Genomic DNA, 22,936 nt, shown 5'->3' with positions numbered 1-22,936 from the left:
GTAATGATTTTTATAGTGATTTAGATAAAACAAAAGACGAGCTAGGCTCGTCTTTTGGCTATAAGCAGAGCCTACTTCACCAGCTCTGGGTAACGCTGTGGATACAGCTTACGGTTAACTTCTGCTGCTCCTGCTACCAGTTTTTCATAGGGCGAGTCAGCTACAGTGACAAAACCATTGTTGTAGTTTTCTCCGTCCCAAGCTCGACCAGTAGTTGGCGAATCTAGGTACTGGAACCAATGCGCACCAACAAAGTAAGGATTAGCAATAACACTATCCATATAGTGGGCATACTTCTCGGCACGCCCTTGTTGGGTATCGGCAGCCACTAGACCAGGGTGGAACATACCGCTGTCGGTAGCACCAAAGTGGAACTCACCAATAATGCTTGGCATATCCAACTCGGCAAGGTGGCTCCAATCGCCCTTCGACATGTCGTTGCCATAGAGGTTGTAGCTCATTACATCTACATATTGGGCAGCACTATTTGCAGCTTCAGGAGTGATCCCCCACTCGGTAAAACGCGCACCTAGGTAAAGGTGGTTAGGTAATACCTGCTTCATCTGTTGCTGTACAATCGCAAAGTAGCGATCAGAGTGGTCAGCCAAGAACATGCTGTAATCGGCTTTAAGAGCGTCGTTCAAATCACCTTGATGCACATAGCCTTTAGCCAGTTCATCCCATGATTTAAGTTCGCTTCCCCATGCCTTATTCAGCGCCTGGATGTCTTGCGCATATTTCGCTTCTAACAAGCCAACAAACGCAGCTTTAGCAAAGCTGTCTTTAGCATCAGCACGTAAAGCGGCAATCGCTAAGGCATAGTGGTTAGCGTCAAACTCGGTGTTACCCCAGCTCATTTCGTTATCCACAAAGGTGCCTATACACCAAGGGTCTTGCTCTACTTCAGCGGCAACTTGCTTAGCCATTGTTTTCACAGACTCAACAAATTCTGGGTCGTAAGGATCGTGCATTGGCCCCCAGTAATCGTTACCGGTATTAATGCGCTGGTGATCGCCCACAATCCAGCCGTTTGCTACGTACGCAACTTTTTGATTACCGTAAAAACTTGGATCGGCCCAGTTACCTAACGAGGTAAAACCCCAATCCAACATACGAGCCAGCGTTACGTCGCGCCAAACCGCAATCGCTTCATCGCGAGAATCGGGCGCATATTTACGCTGTAAGTTAGCACTGTAAAAGCTATAAACTTCGCCATGCTCAAGCGGGCCGGTGTGAATCATGGTGGAATACTGATAGTTTTGCGCCAAGGCATCTTGGTAGCTAGGTAACCAAGTAAACATGCTGTTACGTAACTGCGAAGCCACTGAACGAGCATCTTGATTATCTACATAGCTGTCTTGAGAAATCTGACTAGGACGCAAGCTAAGATCTTCCGACAACACCAAATCGGTAAAGCCAACACCGGTGGTGGTGTAGGTATCATCCATGCGAATGTTGTCTAAACCTGTGGCAAAATACAGGTAACCGCTTGGGTCAACTAAAGACCATTTTCCATCTACTTTTTCAGTTCTAAAGTATCCCGTCGCTTCTAGTTTAGGTCCACTCTTCCAACCACCATATGGCGTACGGTCGTCCATAGGTTTGGCCGAATCAATCAACTTAACATCGGCTTTTGCATGCGCCTGTAGCTCTTCAGCTGAGTGAATTTTTTCTGCCCAGTCTTCATTGGTAAACTGACCAAATTCATCCAGCAAACCTTCATAGCGGCTGGTATCGGCGCTCAAGTTAGACACTAAGCGAATGTTGTCGATAACTAAACTCAGGTCTTTTTGCAGATCTTGCATATAGAGTTGGAAGCTAACAATATTGCTTAGATCTAGCTTCTGCTCACCCCAACCAAAGTTGATTGCTTGCGCTTGATAAGACTTCTTCGGTGGCTCGCCTCGCATTCCAGAATCAAGCGTTTTAGCTAGCTCTTCTAAAGTGAAGTAGTAAGTACCCGCTTCGCCTGCTGGCAACTGAACATAACCAGTACGACTATGGATAACACCATTTGCGCTACCCCCTTGCTTCTCATTTACGTCATCGTCTACGCGAATAAATAGTTGTGCGCCGGCATCACCAATATTTTCAATATCAAGGGCTAAGGTAAAGTCACCATGTTCTGACCAGTTCCAAGGTTTATCGGCACTAAAAGTTACGCTGGGGTAAGACGCGTCTGCGGAGTAATCAATTTTAAGGCCTTTACCCTCATCACGTTTTACTGAGGTGATGGTTGTGCCATGAGTTTTGCTAACAATGCCTTTTGAGCCATCATCAAAATCAGACAACGCTAAAAGAGTTGGAATAGGTGCAGCAATAACTTCCGCTTCACGCGCTTCCGACTTTACAAAATCACCGGTACGTTCAATAAAGTTAATGTCACGAATTACCACTTCTTGCGCAGCGATAGGCCCCACTGAATAGAATTGGATTTCGGCAATGCTTTTTAGGTTTAACTTAGCACCACCGCGGTAGCCGTCGATATTCATTTGTGTACCGTTAAACAAAAAGTCTACGGTGGTAGTTTTGCCCGCTGGCAAAATAATTGGTAAATCAACTTGGTTGTCGGCCGACCCCATAATGCCAATGTTATCGCTCACTTTCATTTCGATGCGAACGTCTTCACTGCCTGGATTTTCTAGGGCTACCTTTAAGCCGCCTTTGGTATTCCAGTCCCAAGGGCCTGCCTTAGAGTGGATTTTTACGTTTGGCCATTTAGATTGCGCCTCGGCTTCAGAGATCGCATCAAAATTCATCTTTAAGCCATCTTTACTTTGCTCTGCGGTTTTCTTAAGCACCGAGAACTGACTATGACTATTGGTAATTTTTTCTAATACTGCTGGCTCGGTGAAATCAAGCGGCGTTGCCGCGCTGGTCATATCACCCGAAGTGGCTGCATTTTCACTAGACTGCTTAGTGTCATCTGCAATGACGTTTGATGTAGATACCCCAGCTAATACAACTGATACTAGGATTGCTAAGTTGCTCTTTTTAAACAACACAATATTTCCTCCCTTAAAAGGATAACCAAAACCAATATTTGGACAACCACTAAGCAATATTGGATAACCAGATTACAAAATTAGCACACCAATTCAAGTTCTAATGTGAGCCAAAGCGATATTTGGAAAACTCAATACCAATAAAAAAGTCATTAAAAACAATAAGTAATACCAATAAGAATGGCGCCGTAACTAAGGGCTAGTCACAGATAAAAAGAGGAGAAACCTAGGTGCCCGCGGAACCATTGCAGGAGAGCACCTAGGCTAGTAGCAACACAGAGCGACACCATATTGCTACCTTTTTTAAAACACTTAGCTCACTAGGTAGTCGTAAACACCTTGCGCAACCGGAATGCCATTAAGGTCGCACTCGGCACGATAAGCCACTTGAAGGTCATTTGGCGCAAGCACTTTATCAACACCCGGAACCGGTGGAACTTCGTGTAGTTCTTTCACCATTGCAGCCATCATCACTGCAAACATAGGGTTACCGAGTTTCTTAGGATCAATCACTATCACTAAGCTCGCCAACTTACGCATTTTTTCGTAGTCACCATACATTTTCACAATGTGGTTACCGAAATTAGCGCCCATCAAAATGCCCGTTAGCGCATCAATCGCCAGCGCAATGCCAGAGCCTTTATGTCCACCAAATGGGAGTAAGTTAGCCACTTTATGCGGATCGGTGGTTTCGTTACCCTCTGCATCAATAGCTAAACCTTTGCCAATAGACTTACCGGTTTCTTTGGCGTGCAGTAACTTGCCGTATGCGGTTGCACTTGTAGCCATGTCAATAATCATTGGCGTTGAGCCTTCAACCGGAAAACCAAAGGCAATCGGGTTGGTTCCCAAAAACTTCGCTGCGCCACCATGAGGTGCTACACAGGTATCGGTTTGGGTCATACCAATGGCAATCATACCCGCATTTGTGGCTTGCTCCATGAAGTATGAAAGCGCCCCACAATGCGAGGTATTCTTGACACTTACAAAACCTAAGCCGGTATCAGAAGCTAGGTTTATGCCGTGTTTGGTGGCAGCAATAAGCGCCGAGTGGCCCATACCATCATCAGAGTCTAATACCGCTACCGAAGGCGATACTTGCTCTACTGAAAATGTTGCTTTAGCGTTTAAGCCACCCTTGGCTAAACGCTCACAGTAATGCTCTACGCGCATAACTCCGTGTGAATGAACACCGGTAGCATCCGCATGTACTAATACTTCGGTTACTTCCTTGGCCGTGTTTTCATCAAGGCCAGCGGCAATAAGTTTGTTAAGCGCAAGTCCTTTTAACTCGGCTTCCTTTACGTGTACTGTTGTCATATTTACCTGCGCGACTAAAAATTAATAACGCCCTTAATAAGCGTTGCGTTGTTCACTACATCTTGTTGGTATGAAAGACCAACTGTGTCAAAGTCATAATCACGATTTTTCATGATGTTCTCGTCGATTTCGCCTTTGCTCATTAACTCAATCACGCGCTCAAAATCTTCACGAGTGGCGTTGCGACTGCTTAATAATGTGGTTTCTTTTTTGTGGAATGTTGGGTCGTCTAGCACCAAGTCACCGATGTACAAACCGATGAATACAATCTTGCCGCCATGGCGAATTAGCTCAACACTGCGGCTCATAGAGCCTTTGTTCCCAGTAGCGTCTAATAAGGTGCATGCCAAGTTGCCGCCAAAGGCTGCTTTTAGGTCATCAACATAATTTTCCGCAAGAGGATTTAAGGTTTTAATGCCTAAGGCTTTTTCTACATGTGCGCGGCGCTCATCACTTACGTCTGCTACTACCACTTCTGCGCCATTAGCTTTAGCAATAGCAGCTGCCGCTAAACCGATTGGTCCAGCGCCTACTTGCAGCACTCGTTGGCCAGCTTTAACTTCGGCGCGACGCACCGCATGAGCACTAATAGCGAAACATTCGATTAATGCACCTTGGCTATCGCTAACGGTTTCTGGCAATTTAACCAGGTTGCTTTCAAGTACGCTTAGGTACTCTGTAAAGCCGCCATCTTGGTGGACGCCATATAAAGAAACATTCTCACAGCAGTTGGTTTTACCTTCTGCACAAGCAGAACATTCGCCACAAGGAATACACGGAATAACCGAGAAACGCTCGCCTACTTTAGCGGTGCTACAAGCACTGCCGGTGGCTTCAACTACACCACTAATTTCGTGGCCAAGTACCCGCGGGTAGCTAAAAAATGGCTGACGGCCAGCAAAGGCATGAATGTCGGTGCCACAAATACCTACTGCTTTAACTTTCAGTAGTACTTCGTTTTCGGCAAAAGACGGTTTCTCTCGCTCTACATACTCAATTGAGAATGGTTCGTTACAAACTAATGTTTTCATTGATATTTCCTAATTCGCTGCAATGGAGTCTACAACTGACTCAATGCCGTATTCTTCGATAGAGGCAAATGCTGATACCACCTGTTGGCTAAACTTGGCGTTATCTTTAGCAAGCGTTCCAAATATTTTGTTAATTGCTAACAAGGCTTTCGCTTGGTCTAGCGCTTCGCCGTTGCTTTCCACAATCTGTTTAAACTCGTCGGCTAATGGGTCAACAATTTGCTCACCCGCTTTTACAGCGCGAATAACTGAATGCATCCAACCTGCGATAAGAATTGGCAAACAAGTTACTTTTAAGCCGGCGTTTTGTAGGTGTAATAAGGGATCAACCGCGCGTTGTGGAAGCTTTTGAGAGCCGTCCATCGCGATCTGTGCAGTTTTGTGTTTTACGTTGGCGTTACTAAAACGCGCTATCAATAGATCAGCGTATTCTGGTAAATCAACGTTAAGGCTTGGGCTTAATGACTTAGCTTGCTCTTGAGTCATCAGTTTTAGCGTTGCCGCTTTAAACGCTGGATCTTGCATGCATTGGTATATGTACTCGTAACCAGCAAGCGCGCCGTTATATGCTAAGAACGAGTGACTACCATTTAACATGCGCAGTTTCATTTCTTCGTAAGGCAATACATCAGCAACAAACATTGCACCGGCCAAATCCCAATCTGGGCGACCAGCTACAAAATTGTCTTCTACTACCCATTGACGGAAATCTTCACATACCACGCCACAAGGGTCGGCATAACCAACTTCAGCTTCAATAGCGGCAAAGGCTTCGGCTGTCATAGCTGGGCAAATTCGGTCAACCATAGTGCTAGGGAAGCTAACATTTTGCTCAATCCAGCTGGCCAACTCTTTATCTAACTTACGAGCGTAAGACAACAAAGCATTCTTAGTTAGGTGACCATTCTCAGGAATATTGTCACAAGACAATACGCTAATTGGCGCTAAGCCATTGTCACGACGAATTCGCAGCGCTTCGGTAATTAAACCTAAGGCCGATTGCGGCTGCTGCGGATTTGCTAAGTCGTGTTTAATTAGTGCGTTTGCTTCATCAAGCTCACCCGATTGTGGGTCAACGCAGTAACCTTTTTCGGTAATGGTTAGCGACACTATTGCTACTTGTGGCTCGGCTATTTTAGCAATGGCCGTTGCAATACCACTTACAGGTGTATGAATAGCTTCGGTAACGGTACGAACTAAGCGAGAAGTCGTGGTGTCTTTAGATTTTTCAACAACACTAAACAAACAGTCTTGAGCAACTAAGTTGGCAACTAAGTCTTCGCTACCAAACATGTTAATTTCACAAATGCCCCATAACTCGCCAGATGCTTGGTTAGTTAAGTCGTTGTATACCGCTTGGTGGCCGCGATGAAACGCGCCAAAACCTATGTGAACAATCTTAGTGCTTAACTGTTCCCTGTCGTATGTTGTTGCTTCATTAAACCGATCTTTACACTGGCTTATTTGATTACTTGCTGCCATTCACTCACCCAATTGTTCAACCAATACGGCATTTATACCGACAAAGCGGTTAGATAGCCGTGACTATAATCACAAAATGGTAAACCAATACAGCGAGAATGGCTAACAATAATACAGTAAATAGCAGTCCAATATTGTTTAAGATCAATAAAAACAATCAACAAAAAAACACAAAACACAATAAAAACAACAACTTAATGCACACCCGCCAAGATTGGATTTAATTTATCCATGTTGAGGCTCTAAAAACCATTTTGGTTGACCAAAATAAATTCATCCCATACCATCAACATCATTAAGGGATTAACCCTTCTTATTAATTCAATCAAATAGGACAGGTCATGTTTAGCGAGATATTAAGTTTTGGCGAACCCATGTATGAATTCAGCCAAATAAAGCAGTCTAAAGCCATGGAGCCAGATTTTTTAAGCGGCTTTGGTGGCGATGTTTCTAACTTCGCCATTGCAGCAGCACGTCAAGGCGCCAACGTAGGCATGATCACCCATTTAGGGGACGACGAATTTGGTGAGCAATTTAGAGCGCTGTGGAAACGTGAATCTGTAGCAAGTGATTTAGTAGTAAGTAACGCGAGTGCACACACGGGCGTCTATTTTATTACTCATAATGAAGAAGGGCATCACTTTTCATTCCTAAGAAAAGGCTCTGCAGCCAGCCTTATTAGTAAGCAGCAACTTCCCGTTGAAGCGATAGCAAATGCTAAACTGCTACATACGACTGCAATTACCCAAGCCATTAGTGACACCAGCTGTGACGCAGTTTTTGCCGCCATTGAGCTGGCGCGTAAAACCGATACCTTGGTCTCTTACGATACTAACCTACGCTTAAAGCTGTGGTCGCTTAATCGTGCCAAAGCCATCATCAATGAAACCATTAGCCAGGTAGACATTTGCTTCCCTAGCATTGATGAAGCACAACTACTTACCGGCCTTACACATGCCGATGAAATTATCGATCATTACTTACAGTTAGGCGCCAAAATTGTTGTGCTAAAACAGGGCTCAGAAGGCGCTACTGTGGCTAATCAACACGAGCGATTTAGCATCAAACCCCACAAGGTAAGCGCTGTAGACGCAACAGCCGCAGGTGACTCATTTGCTGGTTCATTCTGTACCCATTATGTACGCGGCGCAGAACTACAAGAATGCCTTAAATACGCTAATGCTACTGCTTCTATCACCATCACTGGCTATGGCGCTGTAGCGCCGCTACCTACTCTTGCTCAAGTAGAGCAACGTATCGGCCTTAGTTAATTTTACTTTTAATATTACGGACAAAAACATGGAAAATTTAAACTCTCTGCTGAAGCAATTTAAAGTAATTCCAGTAATTGCTATCGATAAAGCCAGCGACATCGTGCCACTAGGCGAACAGTTAAGTAAAAATGGTTTGCCAGTTGCCGAAATCACCTTCCGCTCAGACGCGGCAGCAGAGGCAATTCGCCTACTTCGCGAAGCACAGCCAGATATGCTAATTGGTGCAGGAACCATCTTAAACGAAGAACAAGTAATAGCTGCTAAAGAGGCCGGTGCTAGCTTTATTGTTTCTCCAGGTTTAAACCCAAATACCGTTAAAGCCTGTCAGAAGCACAACATTGCTATTATTCCTGGCGTTAATAATCCGTCAACGGTAGAGCAAGCATTAGAGCTAGGTTTAGACACAGTGAAGTTCTTCCCAGCAGAAGCCTCTGGCGGCATTGCCATGCTTAAGTCATTACTTGGTCCATATACCAACATTCAAGTAATGCCTACTGGTGGCATCAATCAAAACAACATTGAAAAATACTTGGCATTACCCGGCGTTTTAGCCTGTGGTGGCACTTGGATGGTAGATAAATCACTTATTAATAAGGGCGAATGGGATACCATCGGTCAATTAGTGAAAGACATTGTGGCGCAACTTGCCGAGTAAGAGAACAAACATGAATACAGCAATTAAATCAGTTACAGCGCGTTTGTTTAAAATTCCTTTAGCGGAGATTTTATCGGACGCCAAACACGGCGATCACGACCACTTTGAGTTAGTGACCACCACCATTACCTTAGAAGACGGCAGTGAAGGTACCGGTTATACCTATACCGGCGGCAAAGGTGGCTATGCCATTAAAGCGATGGTGGAGCACGATTTAGCACCGGCTCTTATCGGTAAAGATGCCAGCCAAATCGACGAAATTTACGACTTTATGGAGTGGCATATTCACTATGTAGGCCGTGGTGGTATCGCTTCTTTTGCCATATCTTCGGTAGATATTGCCCTTTGGGATCTAAAAGGTAAGCGTTTAAATCAACCTTTATGGAAAATGGCTGGTGCTAAAAACTCTAGCTGTAAAGCGTATTGCGGCGGTATCGATTTACAATTTACCACCGAAAAGCTATTGGCCAATATTCAAGGTTACTTAGATAAGGGCTACAACGCGGTAAAAATCAAAATTGGTCGCGCCGATGCCAATGAAGATATTGCTCGTATTAAAGCGGTGCGTGAGCTAATTGGTAAAGACGTTACCTTTATGATCGATGCCAACTACTCATTAAGTGTTGAGCAAGCCATTGCTTTATCTAAAGCGGTAGAGCAATACGATATTACCTGGTTTGAAGAGCCAACCATTCCAGATGACTACCTAGGTTACGGCAAGATTGCCGATGCCACTTCTATTCCTTTGGCTATGGGCGAAAACCTACATACCATTCACGAATTTGAATATGCCTTCGAGCGCGCCAAACTTTCTTTTGTGCAACCCGATGCTTCAAACTGTGGCGGTATTACTGGCTGGCTTAAAGCCGCCCGCTTAGCCGACCAACATGGCATTCCGGCATGTTCTCATGGCATGCAAGAATTACATGTGAGCTTAGTGTCTTCTCAGCCAAATTCTGGCTGGTTAGAAGTACATAGCTTCCCAATTGATGAATACACCAAGCGTCCATTGGTGGTTAAAGATCATCGTGCTGTAGCACCAGATACCCCAGGCGTGGGTGTCGAGTTTGACTGGGATAAGATTAAACCTTTCGAAGTGTAAATCGCCCCTTCTTTAAACACCGCCCTAGCGCGGTGTTTTTTTATGCTTGTTTTATAGCTCCCCCCGCTTCAGCTTAGACTCTCTTCTGATCTGCTCTGTTCTGTTCCCCTACTAACAACAAAAAAATCAATAAAACACCACAATTGATAACCAATACACACAAAAGATCAACCAATGTCGATCTTGATCGACAAATTGGCTAACCAAACATGCTTAAATAACTTCCGAAAATAACCTTCTAAGAGGAACAAAGATGGACATAAAAACATGGAATGCTTACAAGTATGCGTTAATTGTGGCTATTGGCGGCTTTGTATTTGGCTTAGATGCCGCCATTATTTCCGGCACAGTGCGCTTTATCGCGTCGGAGTTTTCCCTCACTGATTTGCAAATTGGCACTGTAGTAGGCGCGCCAAGTTTAGGTGCAATTTTGGCCTTGCTAGTCGCCGGCAAAACTGCCGACGCCCTGGGCCGTAAAAAAACCCTCATAATTATTGCTGGTCTATACGTTGTCTCAGCCTTGCTGTCAGCTCTAGCAACTAGCTTTATGATGTTAACCATGGCGCGCTTTATTGGCGGACTAGCCTTTAGCTCGCTTTCTTTAGCCTCTATGTACATTGGTGAAATAGCCCCAGCTAAACAGCGTGGCAAACTCGTCTCGGCGAATCAATTTAACATTGTGATTGGTTTATTAGCGGCTTACTTCATTAACTACTATTTAGTGCTACATGTTAGCGAGAACTCCTTATTGTTTGCCCCCGATACCGTATGGCGAACCATGTTAGCTTCGGAGCTTATTCCAGCGGTGCTTTGGGTGATCTTACTTTGCCGCGTGCCAGAATCTCCTCGCTGGTTAATGATGAAAAACAAACAGGAACAAGCTAAAGAAGTACTGCTAAAACTGTTGCCAGAGCAACGCGCCGAAGAAGTACAGGCTGAGATTGAGCAGAACCTAAAAGAACATCAGGACACCAGTAGCATTACCGAACAACTTAAGCTGTTGTTCTCGTCGCCAATGAAAACCATTTTTGCGATTGGTTTTATCATGGCGGTTGTTCAAGGCATTACCGGTATGAACGCAATTCTGTTTTATGCTCCCACTGTGTTCGAACAAATTGGTTTTGGCTTAAATGCCTCGTTCCAACAAGCTATCTACATTGGCATAACGAGTGTGGTATTCACGGTATTAGCTGTTTTCTTCATTGATAAAGTTGGCCGAAAACCACTGCTTATCTTTGGGCTATTAGCGGTAGTACTAAGCCATGCAACTTGTTGGTACGGCTTTAGCAACGCCAGCTACAGCATTAATCAACAAACCATCGATAAACTAGAAGAGGTAATCGATACTACTCCACTTAAAGCGCAGCTAAATAGCCAATATGCTGATGATGTAAGCTTTAAGGAAATGCTAGCAAGTAACTATGATGCCGATACGCTGCGACTAAGCGAAGGGCATATTATTGAAGCCGCTATTTCAGTGAACCCAATTGTTATTTTAGTGGGTATTTTGGCCTTTATCGCGGCTTTCCACATTTCTATTGGGCCAATTATGTGGGTACTGTTTTCGGAGATTTTCCCTAACTCGGTACGAAGCGTTGCGATCCCATTGTTTGCATTGGTCACCAGTGTTGCCAGTTACTTAATCCAGCAGTTTTTCCCTTGGCAGCTAGCCAACCTAGGTGCAGCAAATACCTTCTTAATGTACTCAGTGTTTGGCTTAATAGGCCTATTACTGCTGTGGCCACTGTTGCCAGAGACTAAGAATAAAACCATTGAGGAGATTGAAGATACGTTGGTAAACAAGCGCAACCAGCCAACCACCAGCGCAGAAGTATCAGATAACCCGGTAGGCAGTAACGCACCTAGTGCCTAACGCTTAGCTGTTAAAGCCAAATAAAAAAGCCGCTAAATGTTCATTTAGCGGCTTTTTCTTATAACAATTGTCATTAATGGCTTTCGGTAAAGTTACTATCAAATTCCATTGCGAAGAAGTAATCGTCTAAATCAGTATCGCTATTGTCAGAGCTGGCAATCTTAAGCAACTCTTGCTTACTGTTCTCGATATGTTGCCACACTGCTTGTTTAGCATCTTCTGGAGAGCGTTTTTGCAAGGCTAACAAAATGCGTTTGTGGTCATTAATCCACATCGACTGTAAACGCTCTTCGTGTAAAAACTGATGGTTAAGCTCATTCCACAGCGGGTTGGTGGTACGTACCGTGCTCCACATGTCAACCGCTTGGTTAATCAGCACTCGGTTTTGAGTCGACTCAGCAATTAAGCTGTGGAATTGCTGATCCAGTGCTTCAAACTTCTCGCTGTCGCCATTTATCTCACTTTCTTGCAGTTGCAGTACCTTTTTAAGTTCACGTAGCTCGTTAAACTTAATTTGAGTGGCGGCAAATCCGGCAATGCTGCTTTCGATGATCTGGCGCGCTTGGAGCAACTCAAAAGGTCCTACATCACTTTTTGGCAATATAGTACGCTTGTTAACTTTTTCAGGAGAATCAATGAAGTAAATACCAGCACCTTGGCGAACCACAACCAAGCCTTTCAACTCAAGCATAATTACAGCTTCTCGGATAGTTGCGCGGCTGGTTTCGAATCGTTCGCTTAGCTCTCGCTCTGATGGCAGTCGTTCACCCGCTTTAAACACGCCTGAAAACAACAATTCCTCGATTTGCACGCCAATATCATAGTAGCGACGCTTGGTATCCATCTTAGCCATAATGTCATTTAACCTTTGGGGAAATATAGAAACTATCTAACTTTTGGTAAATCAATTCAAGTAAGTTCTAGACCGAAGCCTGAATAGTAACGCCTTTTAGCGCGTATCGGTAGTCAACCACAACTACCGATGTCTCATTTTGATCTAAATTGTACGACTAATAATAAATCACGCCTTAAATACATGAAATTTAGAAAATATTCATTTACCAAATGAATTTCTACAAAATTGACAGAATAACTTGTGAACCTCATCACTTTAAAGGTTAACCTTTATGGCGTAGAATGCAGAAATTGGTTTACCAAATTAGTTTTATCTCCACTGGGAATCTAAAGGAAGTTAGATGAGCACAGTTACTCACAAAATGTTTATCAATGGTGAATGGTTAGAATCAGCTACCGGCAACACCATTGAAGTTGTAAATCCAAGTAACGAACAGTTGGTTGGCTATGCTCCGCAAGCGAGCCGTGAAGAAGCAGCTAATGCTTTACGCTCATCAGAAGCGGCTCAAAAAGACTGGGCTAAATTACCGGCACAAAAACGTGCAGAACTAGTAGCAGCACTAGCTGACGAATTAGAAGCAGACGCTGAGCGTTACGCCGAAATGATTACCCAAGAACAAGGCAAACTGCTAAGTGATGCACGTGGCGAAGTAGCCGGTTCTGTTGGATTTTTGCGTTACGCTGCTGAATCAGCTCGCCGCATTGAAGGCGAGATAGTAACCAGCGAAAATCAAGACGAACAGATTTGGATCCAACGTGTGCCTTTTGGCGTAACCGTGGGCCTGCTGGCTTGGAACTACCCGCTAGCACTAGCGGCACGCAAACTAGGTAACGCCTTAGTCACCGGCAATACCATGGTAGTAATGCCACCAGCAGACACTCCGCTCACGGTATTAGAGTTCTCAAAACTTATCGCTAAAGTAGGTTTCCCTAAAGGCGTCGTAAATATTGTTTCAGGTTTAGGTGGCGAAGTAGGCGACGAGCTAGTGCGCAACCCTATTACTAAGCTTGTGACTCTAACCGGCAGCTCGGAAGTGGGCTCTATTTTATACCGCTCTGCTTCAGAGAACATTACAGCACTAAACCTAGAGCTTGGCGGCAAAGCGCCGTTTATCGTGTTAGACGACGCCAACATCGACGAGGTGGTTGAAATCGCGGTTAATTCAGGCTTTGGCAACTGTGGCCAAATTTGTACGTCTAACGAGCGCATGTATATCCATAAAGCGATTTACGCAGAGTTTATGGATAAGTTCATCGCTAAAGTGAAGCAACTTAAGATCGGTGACCCAATGTTAGCTAGCACTAATGTTGGCCCTAAAGTTAATGCTCGCGAAGTGGAAAAACTGGTTGAGATGATCAGCAAGGCCAAGGCCGAAGGTGCAACCATCGCTTGTGGTGGTGGTAAACCAAGTGGCGAAGAGTTTGCCAATGGTTACTGGTTTGAACCTACCGTGGTTACCGATGTAAACAACCAAATGGACATCATGAAACAAGAAGTGTTTGGCCCAGTTGTAGCTGCAATGCCAATTGATAGCCTGGAGCAAGCATTACAGTATGCCAACGACATCGACTTAGGTTTGTCTGGCTACGTATATACCAACGACATGCGCAAAATAATGCAAGTTGTTAACGAATTAGAGGTCGGCGAAATCTATGTTAATCGCCCTAATGGTGAGCTATTAAATGGCTTCCATACAGGCTTTAAACGCAGTGGTATCGGCGGCGAAGATGGGAAATACGGCTTGGAGGGATACTTGCAGAAGAAAACCATTTACCTGAACTACCAGTAATCTTTTTTAATTCCTTTTGACAATTGTTAGCACTTTGCCTTGGTAGTCATACCAAGGCCTTTTTTTATCTGCCCTTCCGAGACCTTGCTCACCAAAACCACCCTTCTACAAAGTAAAAATAATAACTTGATCACACACCTTACAACAGGTTAACAATGAGCATAAATTGATCGACCAGATCGCATAAATAGGTTAATAACTGTGCGATATTTGTTATCACACTAAACAGGGAGATAACAATGAAAGGATTCACTAAGCACCCACTACTATTAGCCTGCGGTTTAGGTTTATCACTCAGTACTTATGCGGCAGACTGGGATAATATCCCAATTCCAGCTGAGCTAGACCCAGGACAAAGCTGGGAGTTACAAGAAAGCTATTCAGACTCTTTTAACTATTCGGGTAAGCCAAGCTCCTTTACCAGCAAATGGAAAGACGCTTACTTTCATAACTGGACAGGCCCTGGCCTCACTTACTGGTCAAGCGATGAATCGTGGGTTGGTGATGGTAACTTAATTATTAGTGCATCTCGCCGCCAAGGCACTAACCAAGTTAATGCTGGGGTAGTCACTTCTAAAACCAAAGTGAAATACCCAATTTTCTTAGAAGCCAACATTAAGGTAAGCAATTTAGAGCTCTCTTCTAACTTTTGGTTACTAAGTGAAAACGACCAGCGCGAGATTGATGTTCTGGAAGTGTATGGCGGTGCGCGCCAAGACTGGTTTGCCAAAAACATGTCAACCAACTTCCACGTATTCTTCCGTAACAACGATAACTCAATTAGCAGTGACTTTAACGATCAAACACACAATACCCCTACTTGGGGCAATTACTGGCGTGAAGGCTTCCATCGTTTTGGCGTTTACTGGAAAAGCCCCACTGAGGTGACCTTCTACATTAATGGCCAAAAAACCACTAAAGGCGCTTGGAGCCAAGTGGTAATGAAAGATAAAGATTATACCGGTGCCATACTAGATAAAAGCCGTTACAACATGGATCAAGAAATGTTCATTATTCTTGATACCGAAGACCATTCTTGGCGCTCTGAAGCAGGCCATATTGCCACCGATGCAGACCTAGCAGATGGCGATAAAAACAAAATGTACGTAGATTGGATTAGGGTTTACAAACCTACTGGTGGCAGCACTACTCCGCCAACAGGCGGCATTACTCCACCTAGCGGTTATACCAACCTTCAAGTGGCTCACTCTAACTTATGCCTAGATGTGAAAAGCGGCGCATTATGGAACGGCAGCACCTATCAACAGTGGTCATGCAACACCGGTAACAATAACCAGCGTTTCCAATTTACCGCTTTAGGCAACAACGAATACAGCATTAGCGCAAAAGTAAGCCAACTATGTATGGAGCTAGCATCTGGCAGCTCTGCAGACGGCGCTAAAGTTCAACAATGGGTTTGTAACCACGCCAATACAAGCCAAGTATGGAGTCTTGTAGATAAAGGCAGCAATACCTTTGAAATCCGCAATAAACAAAGCGGCAAGTGTTTAGAAATAGCAAACAATTCGGGCGCTAATGGCGCAGATCTTAGACAATGGTCATGTGATGGAGGTACCAACCAACGTTTTAAATTCCAGTAGTATTTTTTAGCAATTCCTTCCTTTGGCCAGTGGTGATAATACCACTGGCTTTTTTTCGAGTAGGTAAATTGCCAGCCCCCACCAACTGCATACCAAATCCTTTACGATCGCTGTTACACAGTAAAGTGTTCAACCTTAGAATCTATGTTTTGCGAGGTGCTTCGTGTAGCAAGTGCAATATCGTTTAGTTGATTAGCGATATTGGATAAATCACTGGTCATCTCAGATAGCCCTACCAAATTCTGATTGATGTCTTCTGCCACGATACTTTGCTGCTCGGTTGCCGCCGCGGTTTGAATAGACATATCTTGAACCTTCTCTGTAACACCTAATATTTCAACCAAGGCCTTACTCGCTCGTCCAGACAACTTAACCACTGCTTGCGCACCCACAACGCTGTCTTCCACCGTGTCTACCGCTTGTTTTACCCCGTCTTGTAAATTAGTAATCATCTCTTGAATATTCTCAGTAGACTGGCGGGTTTTACTGGCTAAGTTTCGAACTTCGTCGGCCACAACAGCAAATCCCCTGCCTTGCTCTCCTGCACGGGCTGCTTCGATCGCTGCATTTAAAGCAAGTAAATTAGTTTGCTCAGAAATACCTCGAATCACATCTAATACCGTTACAATTTGCTCTGAGTTATTAGATAACTCTTGGATAACTACCGAAGCCGAGCTAATTTTATCCGATAAACTCTCTATTTTTTGCACCGACTGTTCTAAGGTTTCCTGGCCATTTATCGTCACTTTATTCACGGTTTCCATTTCATCGGCCGTATTACTGGCACTAAGTGCTACCTCTTTTATTGCCACACTCATTTGGTTAACAGCGGTAACAATAGCCTCCATGGCTTGATATTGTGATTGGCTTAATTGTGAAGATTTTTCTGCTTCACTTTTTAGTAAAACGGTTTGCTTGTCTAAAGAACTAGATTCATTTTTAATCCCTTTTACCAATTGAGCCAAAGAGCCTACAAAGTCGTTAAACCCGGCTACTAGCTGGCCAATTTCGTCTTTACGTGTGGACTCTATTCTTCGTTGTAGATTACCGTCTCCAGAGTTAACAGAGTTTATTCCCTCTGTTACTTGCTTGATCGACTGAGAGATATACTTAGGAACTAACCAAGAACATAAAGCGCTGATAATGATCACCATTGCAACCATAGCGATAATGACCTTTTTAAACTGGCTAACTTTGTTGGCTACCAACGATTGCTGCTCGGTCATTAAGGCTTCAACAATATCCCCTGCTACTTTAAATTGTTCCCGTAGTTGCTCAAATGCGCTTTCATTAGCAGGTATTTGTTGCGCATTTCCCGTTTTAAGTTGCTGCTCTACCAAAGAAAAGACCTTTTCGTGCTGTTTTTGCCAACCACTATGCACTTGCCTAAAAGATGCTAAGTGACTTAAGTCGCTGTTTTGTTCACTCATCAAGGTTACAAAGGTTTGCATTCCATCAAAAGCTTGCTGAGCATTTTTAATGGAGTCTTTATTTAAAGATTCAAATTTGGAGGGACTTAACTCACCTTGAAATAATAACGCTTCTGCTAAACGTGCTTGATATAGATCTCTGTCTGCAGCTGTAACAGCCGCAATGCTAGGACTGTATACCCTAGAAAAATCCTGCAGCTTTTGATCTAAAAAAAGCGTTGCATAATAAAAGTAACCAGCCACTAACACGAAAAACAAAGCCTGAAAAACAAACACTAAAGTGTACTTTTTTCTTAAACTGCTATTAATATTCATCGGTCTTCCTTGATCAAAAAACCGTGGTAGCTTGAATTAGCGATAGGAAGCGCATTGAGCAAGTACCACGTCCAAAAGGCGCTGCAAGCACCACTTGGCGCTTACAGCCTTTGAGGGCTAAATTGTTCTAGCTCTTAATTGTAGTTTGGTTTAAATTCCTTTGTTGGCCAATATTTGAAGATTGTCATCAGAAATATAAGCCACGTCGTTATCTTTTAACAACAAGGTTAATTTTGCTGTTTCCTCTAGCTCTTCTGCATTATCAACCGCGTCCAGTAAATCAATACCAGTGACTACCGGCCCGTGATTCGCTAATAGGTAGGCGCGATGTTTGGGTGCTAACGCAGCTAACTCAGTAGCAATCATCGGATCACCAGGGTTGTAATAGGGCACTACAGGAAGCTGGCCAACTCGCATAACGTAATAGGGTGTAAAGGCCCTAATAGCGTTGTCAGTATTCAAGTTCTTTAAGCTCGATAACGCGGTCAAATAAGTTGAATGTAAATGCACAATCGCCTTACAACTTGGTCGATTTTTATATATAGCCAAGTGAAAACTTACTTCTTTAGAGGGCTTATCTCCGCTAATGTGCTCACCTGATTGACTAATTAAGGAAAGGGTATCGGGCTCCAACCTTCCAAAGCTAGAGCCCGTAGGGGTAGCCAGAAACATTCCATTAGCTAGCTGAACAGAAATATTACCGGCACCTCCAGTGGCGTAGCCCCTATCAAACATAGATTTTGCGAGTTCACAAAGTTGTTTACGCTGTTGATGTTCATTCATGGATCAGCTCCTGTGCTTTAGCAAAAAAATGCGGATCACCAAAGTTGCCAGACTTTAGCGCCAAATATAGGGTTTTATCTAAAGCTCTAACCCAAGGTACGCCAGGCGCTATTTGAGGACCAATACGCAAACCATTCACCTTTAGAGCTTGGGTAACCGCACCAGAGGTTTCTCCCCCAGCCACAATAAAGTTTTGCACTCCTTTGTCTGCCAATAACACTGACACCTGTGCAAAAAAACGCTCGATAGCTTGGCTAGCTTGCTGTTCACCATACTGCTGCTGTACCTTTGAAAGAGCTTGACGATCAGCCGTGGCGTAAATCATTGGGGCATAGGTACGCTGGTTATCCAACACCCATTGCGCTAACTCTTCTGGATAGTCTGGCTGATTAAAACAACGTTCAATATCTAGGGCATGAGAGGCTGCTTTAGCTTGGTATAACGCCACTTGCTGATTAGTCATGTCTGAACAAGAGCCCGATAACACCACCGCCGAAGAAGGCCGCGGACAAGCCTCAACACTTCGTCCGATGTGAGAGGCTTTAGGCCAACAGTGAGCAATTCCAGCAGCTAATCCAGATCCTCCTGTGACAATAGGCAAGTTGGCGCTGACGCTAGCAATAACGTTCAAGTGCTGCTCATCCAGAGTATCTAACACTAGATATTTTGCGCCTGCATCGGCAAGTTCGGCCATTTTTGCAGCTAAATATTCGTTACCTTTAGCTAACTCGGGATAAAAAATATTCGCAGCTTTGCCTTGGCTTTGCTGCTCCATCATTCTGGCAACATCAGAATCAACCATAGGTGTCACTGGGTGATGACGCATGCCCGACTCGTTAAGCAACTGATGATGAACAAATAGCTGGCCATTAATCACTGTTCGACCATTAACAGGCAAGGCCGGACAAACAATTGTATATGGAAAATCTAAGGCCGCTAATAGAGCATCGGTAACCGGCCCTATATTTCCTGCTGCAGTGCTATCAAAAGTAGAACAGTACTTAAAATAGAAACGTTCACACCCTTGATTCTTTAGCCATTCCAGTGCGGCTAAGGAGTTCCCAACAGCCTGCTCTACAGGACAAGAGCGAGACTTTAAGCTCACCACAATTGCATCGGGTTCTTCTGTAATATTTTGCTTAGGTATGCCGCTAAATTGTATCGCGCTCAAACCATTCTCAACCAAAAAGCTGGCGATGTCGGTTGCTCCGGTAAAATCATCAGCAATGATGCCTAATCGCATTACAAGGCTCCTTCACTGCCTCTTGAGCAGCTAAGTTAGAATTAAAGAAAAGCTGTATTACAGATAGGTAACACAGCTAAAGTTAGTGAGTTAAGCGCTACGCTTTGCTTTTAAGCATTGACGAAGCTTAAAGAACCCAGAGATACCAATTGCGGCAAACATAACCGAACTCAGCACTAACGAGATTGGTCGTTGGACAAAGATATCTAAGTTACCTTGGCTAATAATTAGCGATTGTAAGAAGGTGCTTTCGGCCATGCCACCCAACACCAAGGCTAAAACAGTTGCAGCTGGAGAGTAGCCGTATACCTTCATACCGAAACCAACTATACCCATAACAATTAGCATTGAGGTCTCAATAATGCTGTTGTTAAGCGCATAAGCACCAACCACACAAAGAATGACAATCACTGGCACAACTAAGCGATAAGGGATGTCGAGGAACTTAACAAACAGTGGTATAGCAACAATACTAAGAATGACTAACACCATATTGCCCATATACATGCTGGCAATTAGGCCCCACACTAAATCTGGATTACTATCAATTAACATTGGACCTGGCTGTAAACCCCACATCATTAAGGCCCCTAGCAATACTGCGGTTGCCCCCGAACCAGGAATCCCCAATGCAATGAGCGGCACCATAGCACCTGCCGATGCAGCGTTATTGGCGGTTTCTGGCGCAACCAAGCCTTTCATTTCGCCTTTACCAAACTTCTCTGGCTCTTTAGCGACTTTTTTCTCTACCGAGTAAGCCAAAATAGAACCAATTGTGGCCCCAGAACCTGGTAATACACCGGCAATAAAACCAATTATGGAGCCTCTAAAGAAAGTAAAACGAGACTCGAAGTAATCTTTGGTGTTTGGCCAAAAGTCTTTAGAGAATAACGAAAAGCTCACTCGCGATACTTCTTGTTTATGTTGGCCGGTATAAATGCAATACAACAACTCACCTATACCAAACAAACCAATAGCAACCGGAACAAAATAAATGCCACCAATCAGCTCTGGCGAGCCAAAGGTATAACGCTGAGCGCCACTTACTGAGTCAACCCCAACCATTGCAATAGCAAAACCAAATAGCGCTGACACCATGCCATTAAGGCGGTTATCTCCCATCATAGTTGTGAGCAATAACAAACCTAACATAATGATTAAAAAGTACTCCGACGGCCCAAATGAAGACGCAAATTGAGCTAATAAGGGCGCGAAACCGCAAATTAAAACTACGCCGATAGTACCGCCAACAAAAGATGCAATGGCTTGCATTACCAATGCTGGGCCAGCTCGACCTTGCTTAGCCAACGGGTAACCATCCAAAGTTGATGCAACCGTGGCCGATTCCCCCGGAGTGTTAATTAAAATAGAGGTAATGGTGCCACCGTACATCGAGCCATAGTAAATCCCCGACAACAAAATAATTGCTGTGGTTGGATCTAAACCAAAGGTCATCGGTATCAGTATCGCAATACCTGCTGCCGGACCAAAACCAGGGAACAGTCCCACAACCATTCCTACAAATGCGCCTACCAACAAGAAAAACAAATTGGTGGTGGTAAAGGCAACCGATAAGCCAAATGATAAATTGGCAAACATTTCACTTAAAAACATCTTACTAACCTCTTCCTACGCTAGTAGAAGTAACTTAACAAACCGTCGGGTAAACCCGCTTGTAGCCAAACATCAAACAGCAAATACACAGCCCCAGGAAACAGCACCGCATAGCTAATATTTTGTTTAGTTTTCCCAGGATTGAAGTACCACAAGAACAACAACATAAAGACAATCATGGCAATAATGGCTCCAGCACTATTTAGCACCGCAATCAGCAAGCCAACCAAACTAGCTATGACTAAGGTATCTTTGGCATAAGTCGGCTGCTGAGCCATTTCCTGTTGGCCTTCAGCTCCAGCTTGTTGCTGTTTAGCCTTTACAGCTGCTAGGTCTTTAACCGTGTTTATTCCAGTACAAATAATGAGGCCAATACCGATAATCAACGGAAAGTAGCCCGGACCTGGTCTTCCATTTACATCATAAAGATCCAAAGTGCTGAACCCATAGATGGTAAAGGCCAAGGAAAACACTAATGATCCGATTGAAAACCAATGTCGCATTGTTACATCCTTAACTCGTTATAGCGGCGGCAAGCCGCCGCTGACTGCTCTCTAATACGCTTACTTCTTAATTGCGCCAATCTGCGTCAACACTCTTTCAAAATCGGCACTGGTGGCTGCTAAATTTGCAGCAAAGTCTTCACCCCAAACCGTATTTCCAGACAGACTGTTTGTTTCTAGGTATTCTTTCCACTCTGGAGTTGCCACTACTTTTTGTAATGTTGCCACCCACCAGTCACGCACTTCGCTATCGATACCAGCAGGCATTACAACCCCTCTTGGTAAGGAAAATGCGAAGTCATATCCCTCCTCCATAAACGTGGGTACTTCAGCGTAAACGGTACTGCGTTGGGCTTCTGAATAAGCCAATGGACGGAAATTGCCAGCCGTTATTTGGCCAGACACTTCTGAAGGGTTAGCTACAATGGCATCAACACTATTCGATGTAAGCGAAGTCACCATACCGCCGCCATCTTGCGATGGAACATAGTCGTAATTAAAGCCCGCGGCTTCGGCAAACAAGCTGGCTACTACACGCTCAGGACCTGCAGCGCCGGTGCCACCTATAGTGACCCGGTTTGTTTTGGCATACTCAACAAAATCTTTCGCCGTTTTGAAGTCAGAATCTGCTCTCACAACAATAAACATCGCATCTTGTGCCAACAAACCAATTGGAGTGAAATCGCGATAAGTCCAGCCCGTATTAGACACTAACGGTGTACCTAAGAAGTTACCGCTGGTAGAGCTCATGTTGTATGGGCTACCTTTCTTTTGGGCTACGTAGTTAAAACCAACCGCGCCACTGCCACCAGCAAGGTTATCTACACGAATGTTCTTAGAGTAAAATTGGTACTTTTTAAGAATATCGACCACAGTGCGAGACATCAGGTCGTTACCACCACCCGGCCCGAAGGCAATGGTGTAATTTAAACGCTTTGTAGGGTAATCAATATCGCTAGCTAAGCTAAGTGGCGAAGCGATTAATGCAGCCATCATCGGCAGCGCAACAAATTTTTTCAGTAATGACATCTTATCTTCCTTAATTATATTTCTAGGTTGC

The 22,936-nt window shown here is 44.2% G+C and carries 17 protein-coding genes; 6 read left to right on the top strand and 11 right to left on the bottom strand.

Annotation, left to right across the window (positions count from 1 at the left end; genetic code table 11):
• Window positions 1-71: 71 nt before the first annotated feature.
• From ACYFDN_RS06880 to ACYFDN_RS06865, 4 genes are all read right to left on the bottom strand, one after another.
• Complete coding sequence (locus tag ACYFDN_RS06880; RefSeq protein ID WP_483510504.1) at window positions 72-3,005, bottom strand: beta-galactosidase; 2,934 nt, start codon at window positions 3,003-3,005, stop codon at window positions 72-74.
• Between the two features lie 312 nt (window positions 3,006-3,317).
• Window positions 3,318-4,325, bottom strand: a complete 1,008-nt coding sequence (locus ACYFDN_RS06875) for an Ldh family oxidoreductase (protein ID WP_483510503.1) — start codon at window positions 4,323-4,325, stop codon at window positions 3,318-3,320.
• 14 nt (window positions 4,326-4,339) lie between these two features.
• The gene (locus ACYFDN_RS06870; protein ID WP_221074711.1) at window positions 4,340-5,356 is read right to left on the bottom strand and encodes a zinc-binding alcohol dehydrogenase family protein; all 1,017 of its coding nucleotides are present in this window, start codon (window positions 5,354-5,356) and stop codon (window positions 4,340-4,342) included.
• A gap of 9 nt (window positions 5,357-5,365) precedes the next feature.
• Complete coding sequence (locus tag ACYFDN_RS06865; RefSeq protein ID WP_016403221.1) at window positions 5,366-6,838, bottom strand: mannitol dehydrogenase family protein; 1,473 nt, start codon at window positions 6,836-6,838, stop codon at window positions 5,366-5,368.
• Window positions 6,839-7,179: 341 nt separating this feature from the next.
• On the opposite strand from ACYFDN_RS06865, the gene ACYFDN_RS06860 reads away from it, so the two are divergent.
• The 4 genes from ACYFDN_RS06860 (at window position 7,180) to ACYFDN_RS06845 (ending at window position 11,742) form a co-directional block, all read left to right on the top strand.
• Complete coding sequence (locus ACYFDN_RS06860) at window positions 7,180-8,109, top strand: sugar kinase (protein ID WP_016403222.1); 930 nt, start codon at window positions 7,180-7,182, stop codon at window positions 8,107-8,109.
• Window positions 8,110-8,137: 28 nt separating this feature from the next.
• Window positions 8,138-8,767 (top strand): bifunctional 4-hydroxy-2-oxoglutarate aldolase/2-dehydro-3-deoxy-phosphogluconate aldolase, encoded by a 630-nt coding sequence (locus tag ACYFDN_RS06855; protein ID WP_221074713.1) that lies wholly within the window; start codon window positions 8,138-8,140, stop codon window positions 8,765-8,767.
• A 10-nt stretch (window positions 8,768-8,777) separates the two neighbouring features.
• Entirely contained in the window at window positions 8,778-9,869 is a 1,092-nt protein-coding gene (locus ACYFDN_RS06850) for a mandelate racemase/muconate lactonizing enzyme family protein (protein WP_221074714.1), read from the top strand.
• Between the two features lie 217 nt (window positions 9,870-10,086).
• Window positions 10,087-11,742, top strand: coding sequence for a sugar porter family MFS transporter (locus ACYFDN_RS06845; protein WP_483510782.1), 1,656 nt, complete (start codon window positions 10,087-10,089; stop codon window positions 11,740-11,742).
• 73 nt (window positions 11,743-11,815) lie between these two features.
• Here ACYFDN_RS06845 and ACYFDN_RS06840 read toward each other — a convergent pair whose 3' ends face one another.
• Complete coding sequence (locus ACYFDN_RS06840) at window positions 11,816-12,595, bottom strand: FCD domain-containing protein (RefSeq protein ID WP_016403226.1); 780 nt, start codon at window positions 12,593-12,595, stop codon at window positions 11,816-11,818.
• Window positions 12,596-12,938: 343 nt separating this feature from the next.
• On the opposite strand from ACYFDN_RS06840, the gene aldA reads away from it, so the two are divergent.
• Together aldA and ACYFDN_RS06830 are read left to right on the top strand one after the other, a co-directional pair.
• A complete protein-coding gene (gene aldA / locus ACYFDN_RS06835; protein WP_152780398.1) occupies window positions 12,939-14,387 on the top strand; it encodes an aldehyde dehydrogenase in 1,449 nt (482 codons plus the stop codon).
• 239 nt (window positions 14,388-14,626) lie between these two features.
• Window positions 14,627-15,988: an RICIN domain-containing protein gene (locus tag ACYFDN_RS06830; RefSeq protein ID WP_016403943.1), complete on the top strand. Its 1,362-nt coding sequence runs from the start codon at window positions 14,627-14,629 to the stop codon at window positions 15,986-15,988.
• 113 nt (window positions 15,989-16,101) lie between these two features.
• Here the strand turns inward: ACYFDN_RS06830 and ACYFDN_RS06825 are convergent, their stop codons facing one another.
• The 6 genes from ACYFDN_RS06825 to ACYFDN_RS06800 all read right to left on the bottom strand — a co-directional run bounded on the left by ACYFDN_RS06825 (window position 16,102) and on the right by ACYFDN_RS06800 (window position 22,905).
• Window positions 16,102-17,733 carry a methyl-accepting chemotaxis protein gene (locus tag ACYFDN_RS06825; RefSeq protein WP_483510502.1) on the bottom strand — a complete coding sequence of 544 codons (1,632 nt, stop codon included), beginning with the start codon at window positions 17,731-17,733 and terminating at the stop codon, window positions 16,102-16,104.
• Between the two features lie 150 nt (window positions 17,734-17,883).
• Window positions 17,884-18,516 carry a 3-oxo-tetronate 4-phosphate decarboxylase gene (gene otnC, locus ACYFDN_RS06820; RefSeq protein ID WP_483510501.1) on the bottom strand — a complete coding sequence of 211 codons (633 nt, stop codon included), beginning with the start codon at window positions 18,514-18,516 and terminating at the stop codon, window positions 17,884-17,886.
• Window positions 18,509-19,759, bottom strand: coding sequence for a 3-oxo-tetronate kinase (otnK, locus tag ACYFDN_RS06815; protein ID WP_483510499.1), 1,251 nt, complete (start codon window positions 19,757-19,759; stop codon window positions 18,509-18,511). Before otnK ends, otnC begins: the two co-directional genes overlap by 8 nt.
• 90 nt (window positions 19,760-19,849) lie before the next feature.
• Complete coding sequence (locus ACYFDN_RS06810) at window positions 19,850-21,373, bottom strand: tripartite tricarboxylate transporter permease (RefSeq protein WP_152780408.1); 1,524 nt, start codon at window positions 21,371-21,373, stop codon at window positions 19,850-19,852.
• Between the two features lie 20 nt (window positions 21,374-21,393).
• Window positions 21,394-21,876: a tripartite tricarboxylate transporter TctB family protein gene (locus ACYFDN_RS06805; protein WP_411994452.1), complete on the bottom strand. Its 483-nt coding sequence runs from the start codon at window positions 21,874-21,876 to the stop codon at window positions 21,394-21,396.
• Window positions 21,877-21,936: 60 nt separating this feature from the next.
• Window positions 21,937-22,905 (bottom strand): Bug family tripartite tricarboxylate transporter substrate binding protein, encoded by a 969-nt coding sequence (locus ACYFDN_RS06800; protein ID WP_411994450.1) that lies wholly within the window; start codon window positions 22,903-22,905, stop codon window positions 21,937-21,939.
• Between the last annotated feature and the right edge of the window lie 31 nt (window positions 22,906-22,936).

The organism is Agarivorans sp. D1326 (assembly GCF_056958115.1).
Note: the sequence above shows the minus strand (reverse complement) of the source record. Positions and strands in the feature narration are given on the sequence as shown.

Coding starts and splice junctions, on each gene's coding strand:
- ACYFDN_RS06875 (WP_483510503.1), bottom strand. CDS start 4,325: ATGACAACAGTACACGTAAAGGAAGCCGAGTTAAAAGGACTTGCGCTT.
- ACYFDN_RS06870 (WP_221074711.1), bottom strand. CDS start 5,356: ATGAAAACATTAGTTTGTAACGAACCATTCTCAATTGAGTATGTAGAG.
- ACYFDN_RS06865 (WP_016403221.1), bottom strand. CDS start 6,838: ATGGCAGCAAGTAATCAAATAAGCCAGTGTAAAGATCGGTTTAATGAA.
- ACYFDN_RS06860 (WP_016403222.1), top strand. CDS start 7,180: ATGTTTAGCGAGATATTAAGTTTTGGCGAACCCATGTATGAATTCAGC.
- ACYFDN_RS06855 (WP_221074713.1), top strand. CDS start 8,138: ATGGAAAATTTAAACTCTCTGCTGAAGCAATTTAAAGTAATTCCAGTA.
- ACYFDN_RS06850 (WP_221074714.1), top strand. CDS start 8,778: ATGAATACAGCAATTAAATCAGTTACAGCGCGTTTGTTTAAAATTCCT.
- ACYFDN_RS06840 (WP_016403226.1), bottom strand. CDS start 12,595: ATGGCTAAGATGGATACCAAGCGTCGCTACTATGATATTGGCGTGCAA.
- aldA (WP_152780398.1), top strand. CDS start 12,939: ATGAGCACAGTTACTCACAAAATGTTTATCAATGGTGAATGGTTAGAA.
- ACYFDN_RS06830 (WP_016403943.1), top strand. CDS start 14,627: ATGAAAGGATTCACTAAGCACCCACTACTATTAGCCTGCGGTTTAGGT.
- ACYFDN_RS06825 (WP_483510502.1), bottom strand. CDS start 17,733: ATGAATATTAATAGCAGTTTAAGAAAAAAGTACACTTTAGTGTTTGTT.
- otnC (WP_483510501.1), bottom strand. CDS start 18,516: ATGAATGAACATCAACAGCGTAAACAACTTTGTGAACTCGCAAAATCT.
- otnK (WP_483510499.1), bottom strand. CDS start 19,759: ATGCGATTAGGCATCATTGCTGATGATTTTACCGGAGCAACCGACATC.
- ACYFDN_RS06810 (WP_152780408.1), bottom strand. CDS start 21,373: ATGTTTTTAAGTGAAATGTTTGCCAATTTATCATTTGGCTTATCGGTT.
- ACYFDN_RS06805 (WP_411994452.1), bottom strand. CDS start 21,876: ATGCGACATTGGTTTTCAATCGGATCATTAGTGTTTTCCTTGGCCTTT.
- ACYFDN_RS06800 (WP_411994450.1), bottom strand. CDS start 22,905: ATGTCATTACTGAAAAAATTTGTTGCGCTGCCGATGATGGCTGCATTA.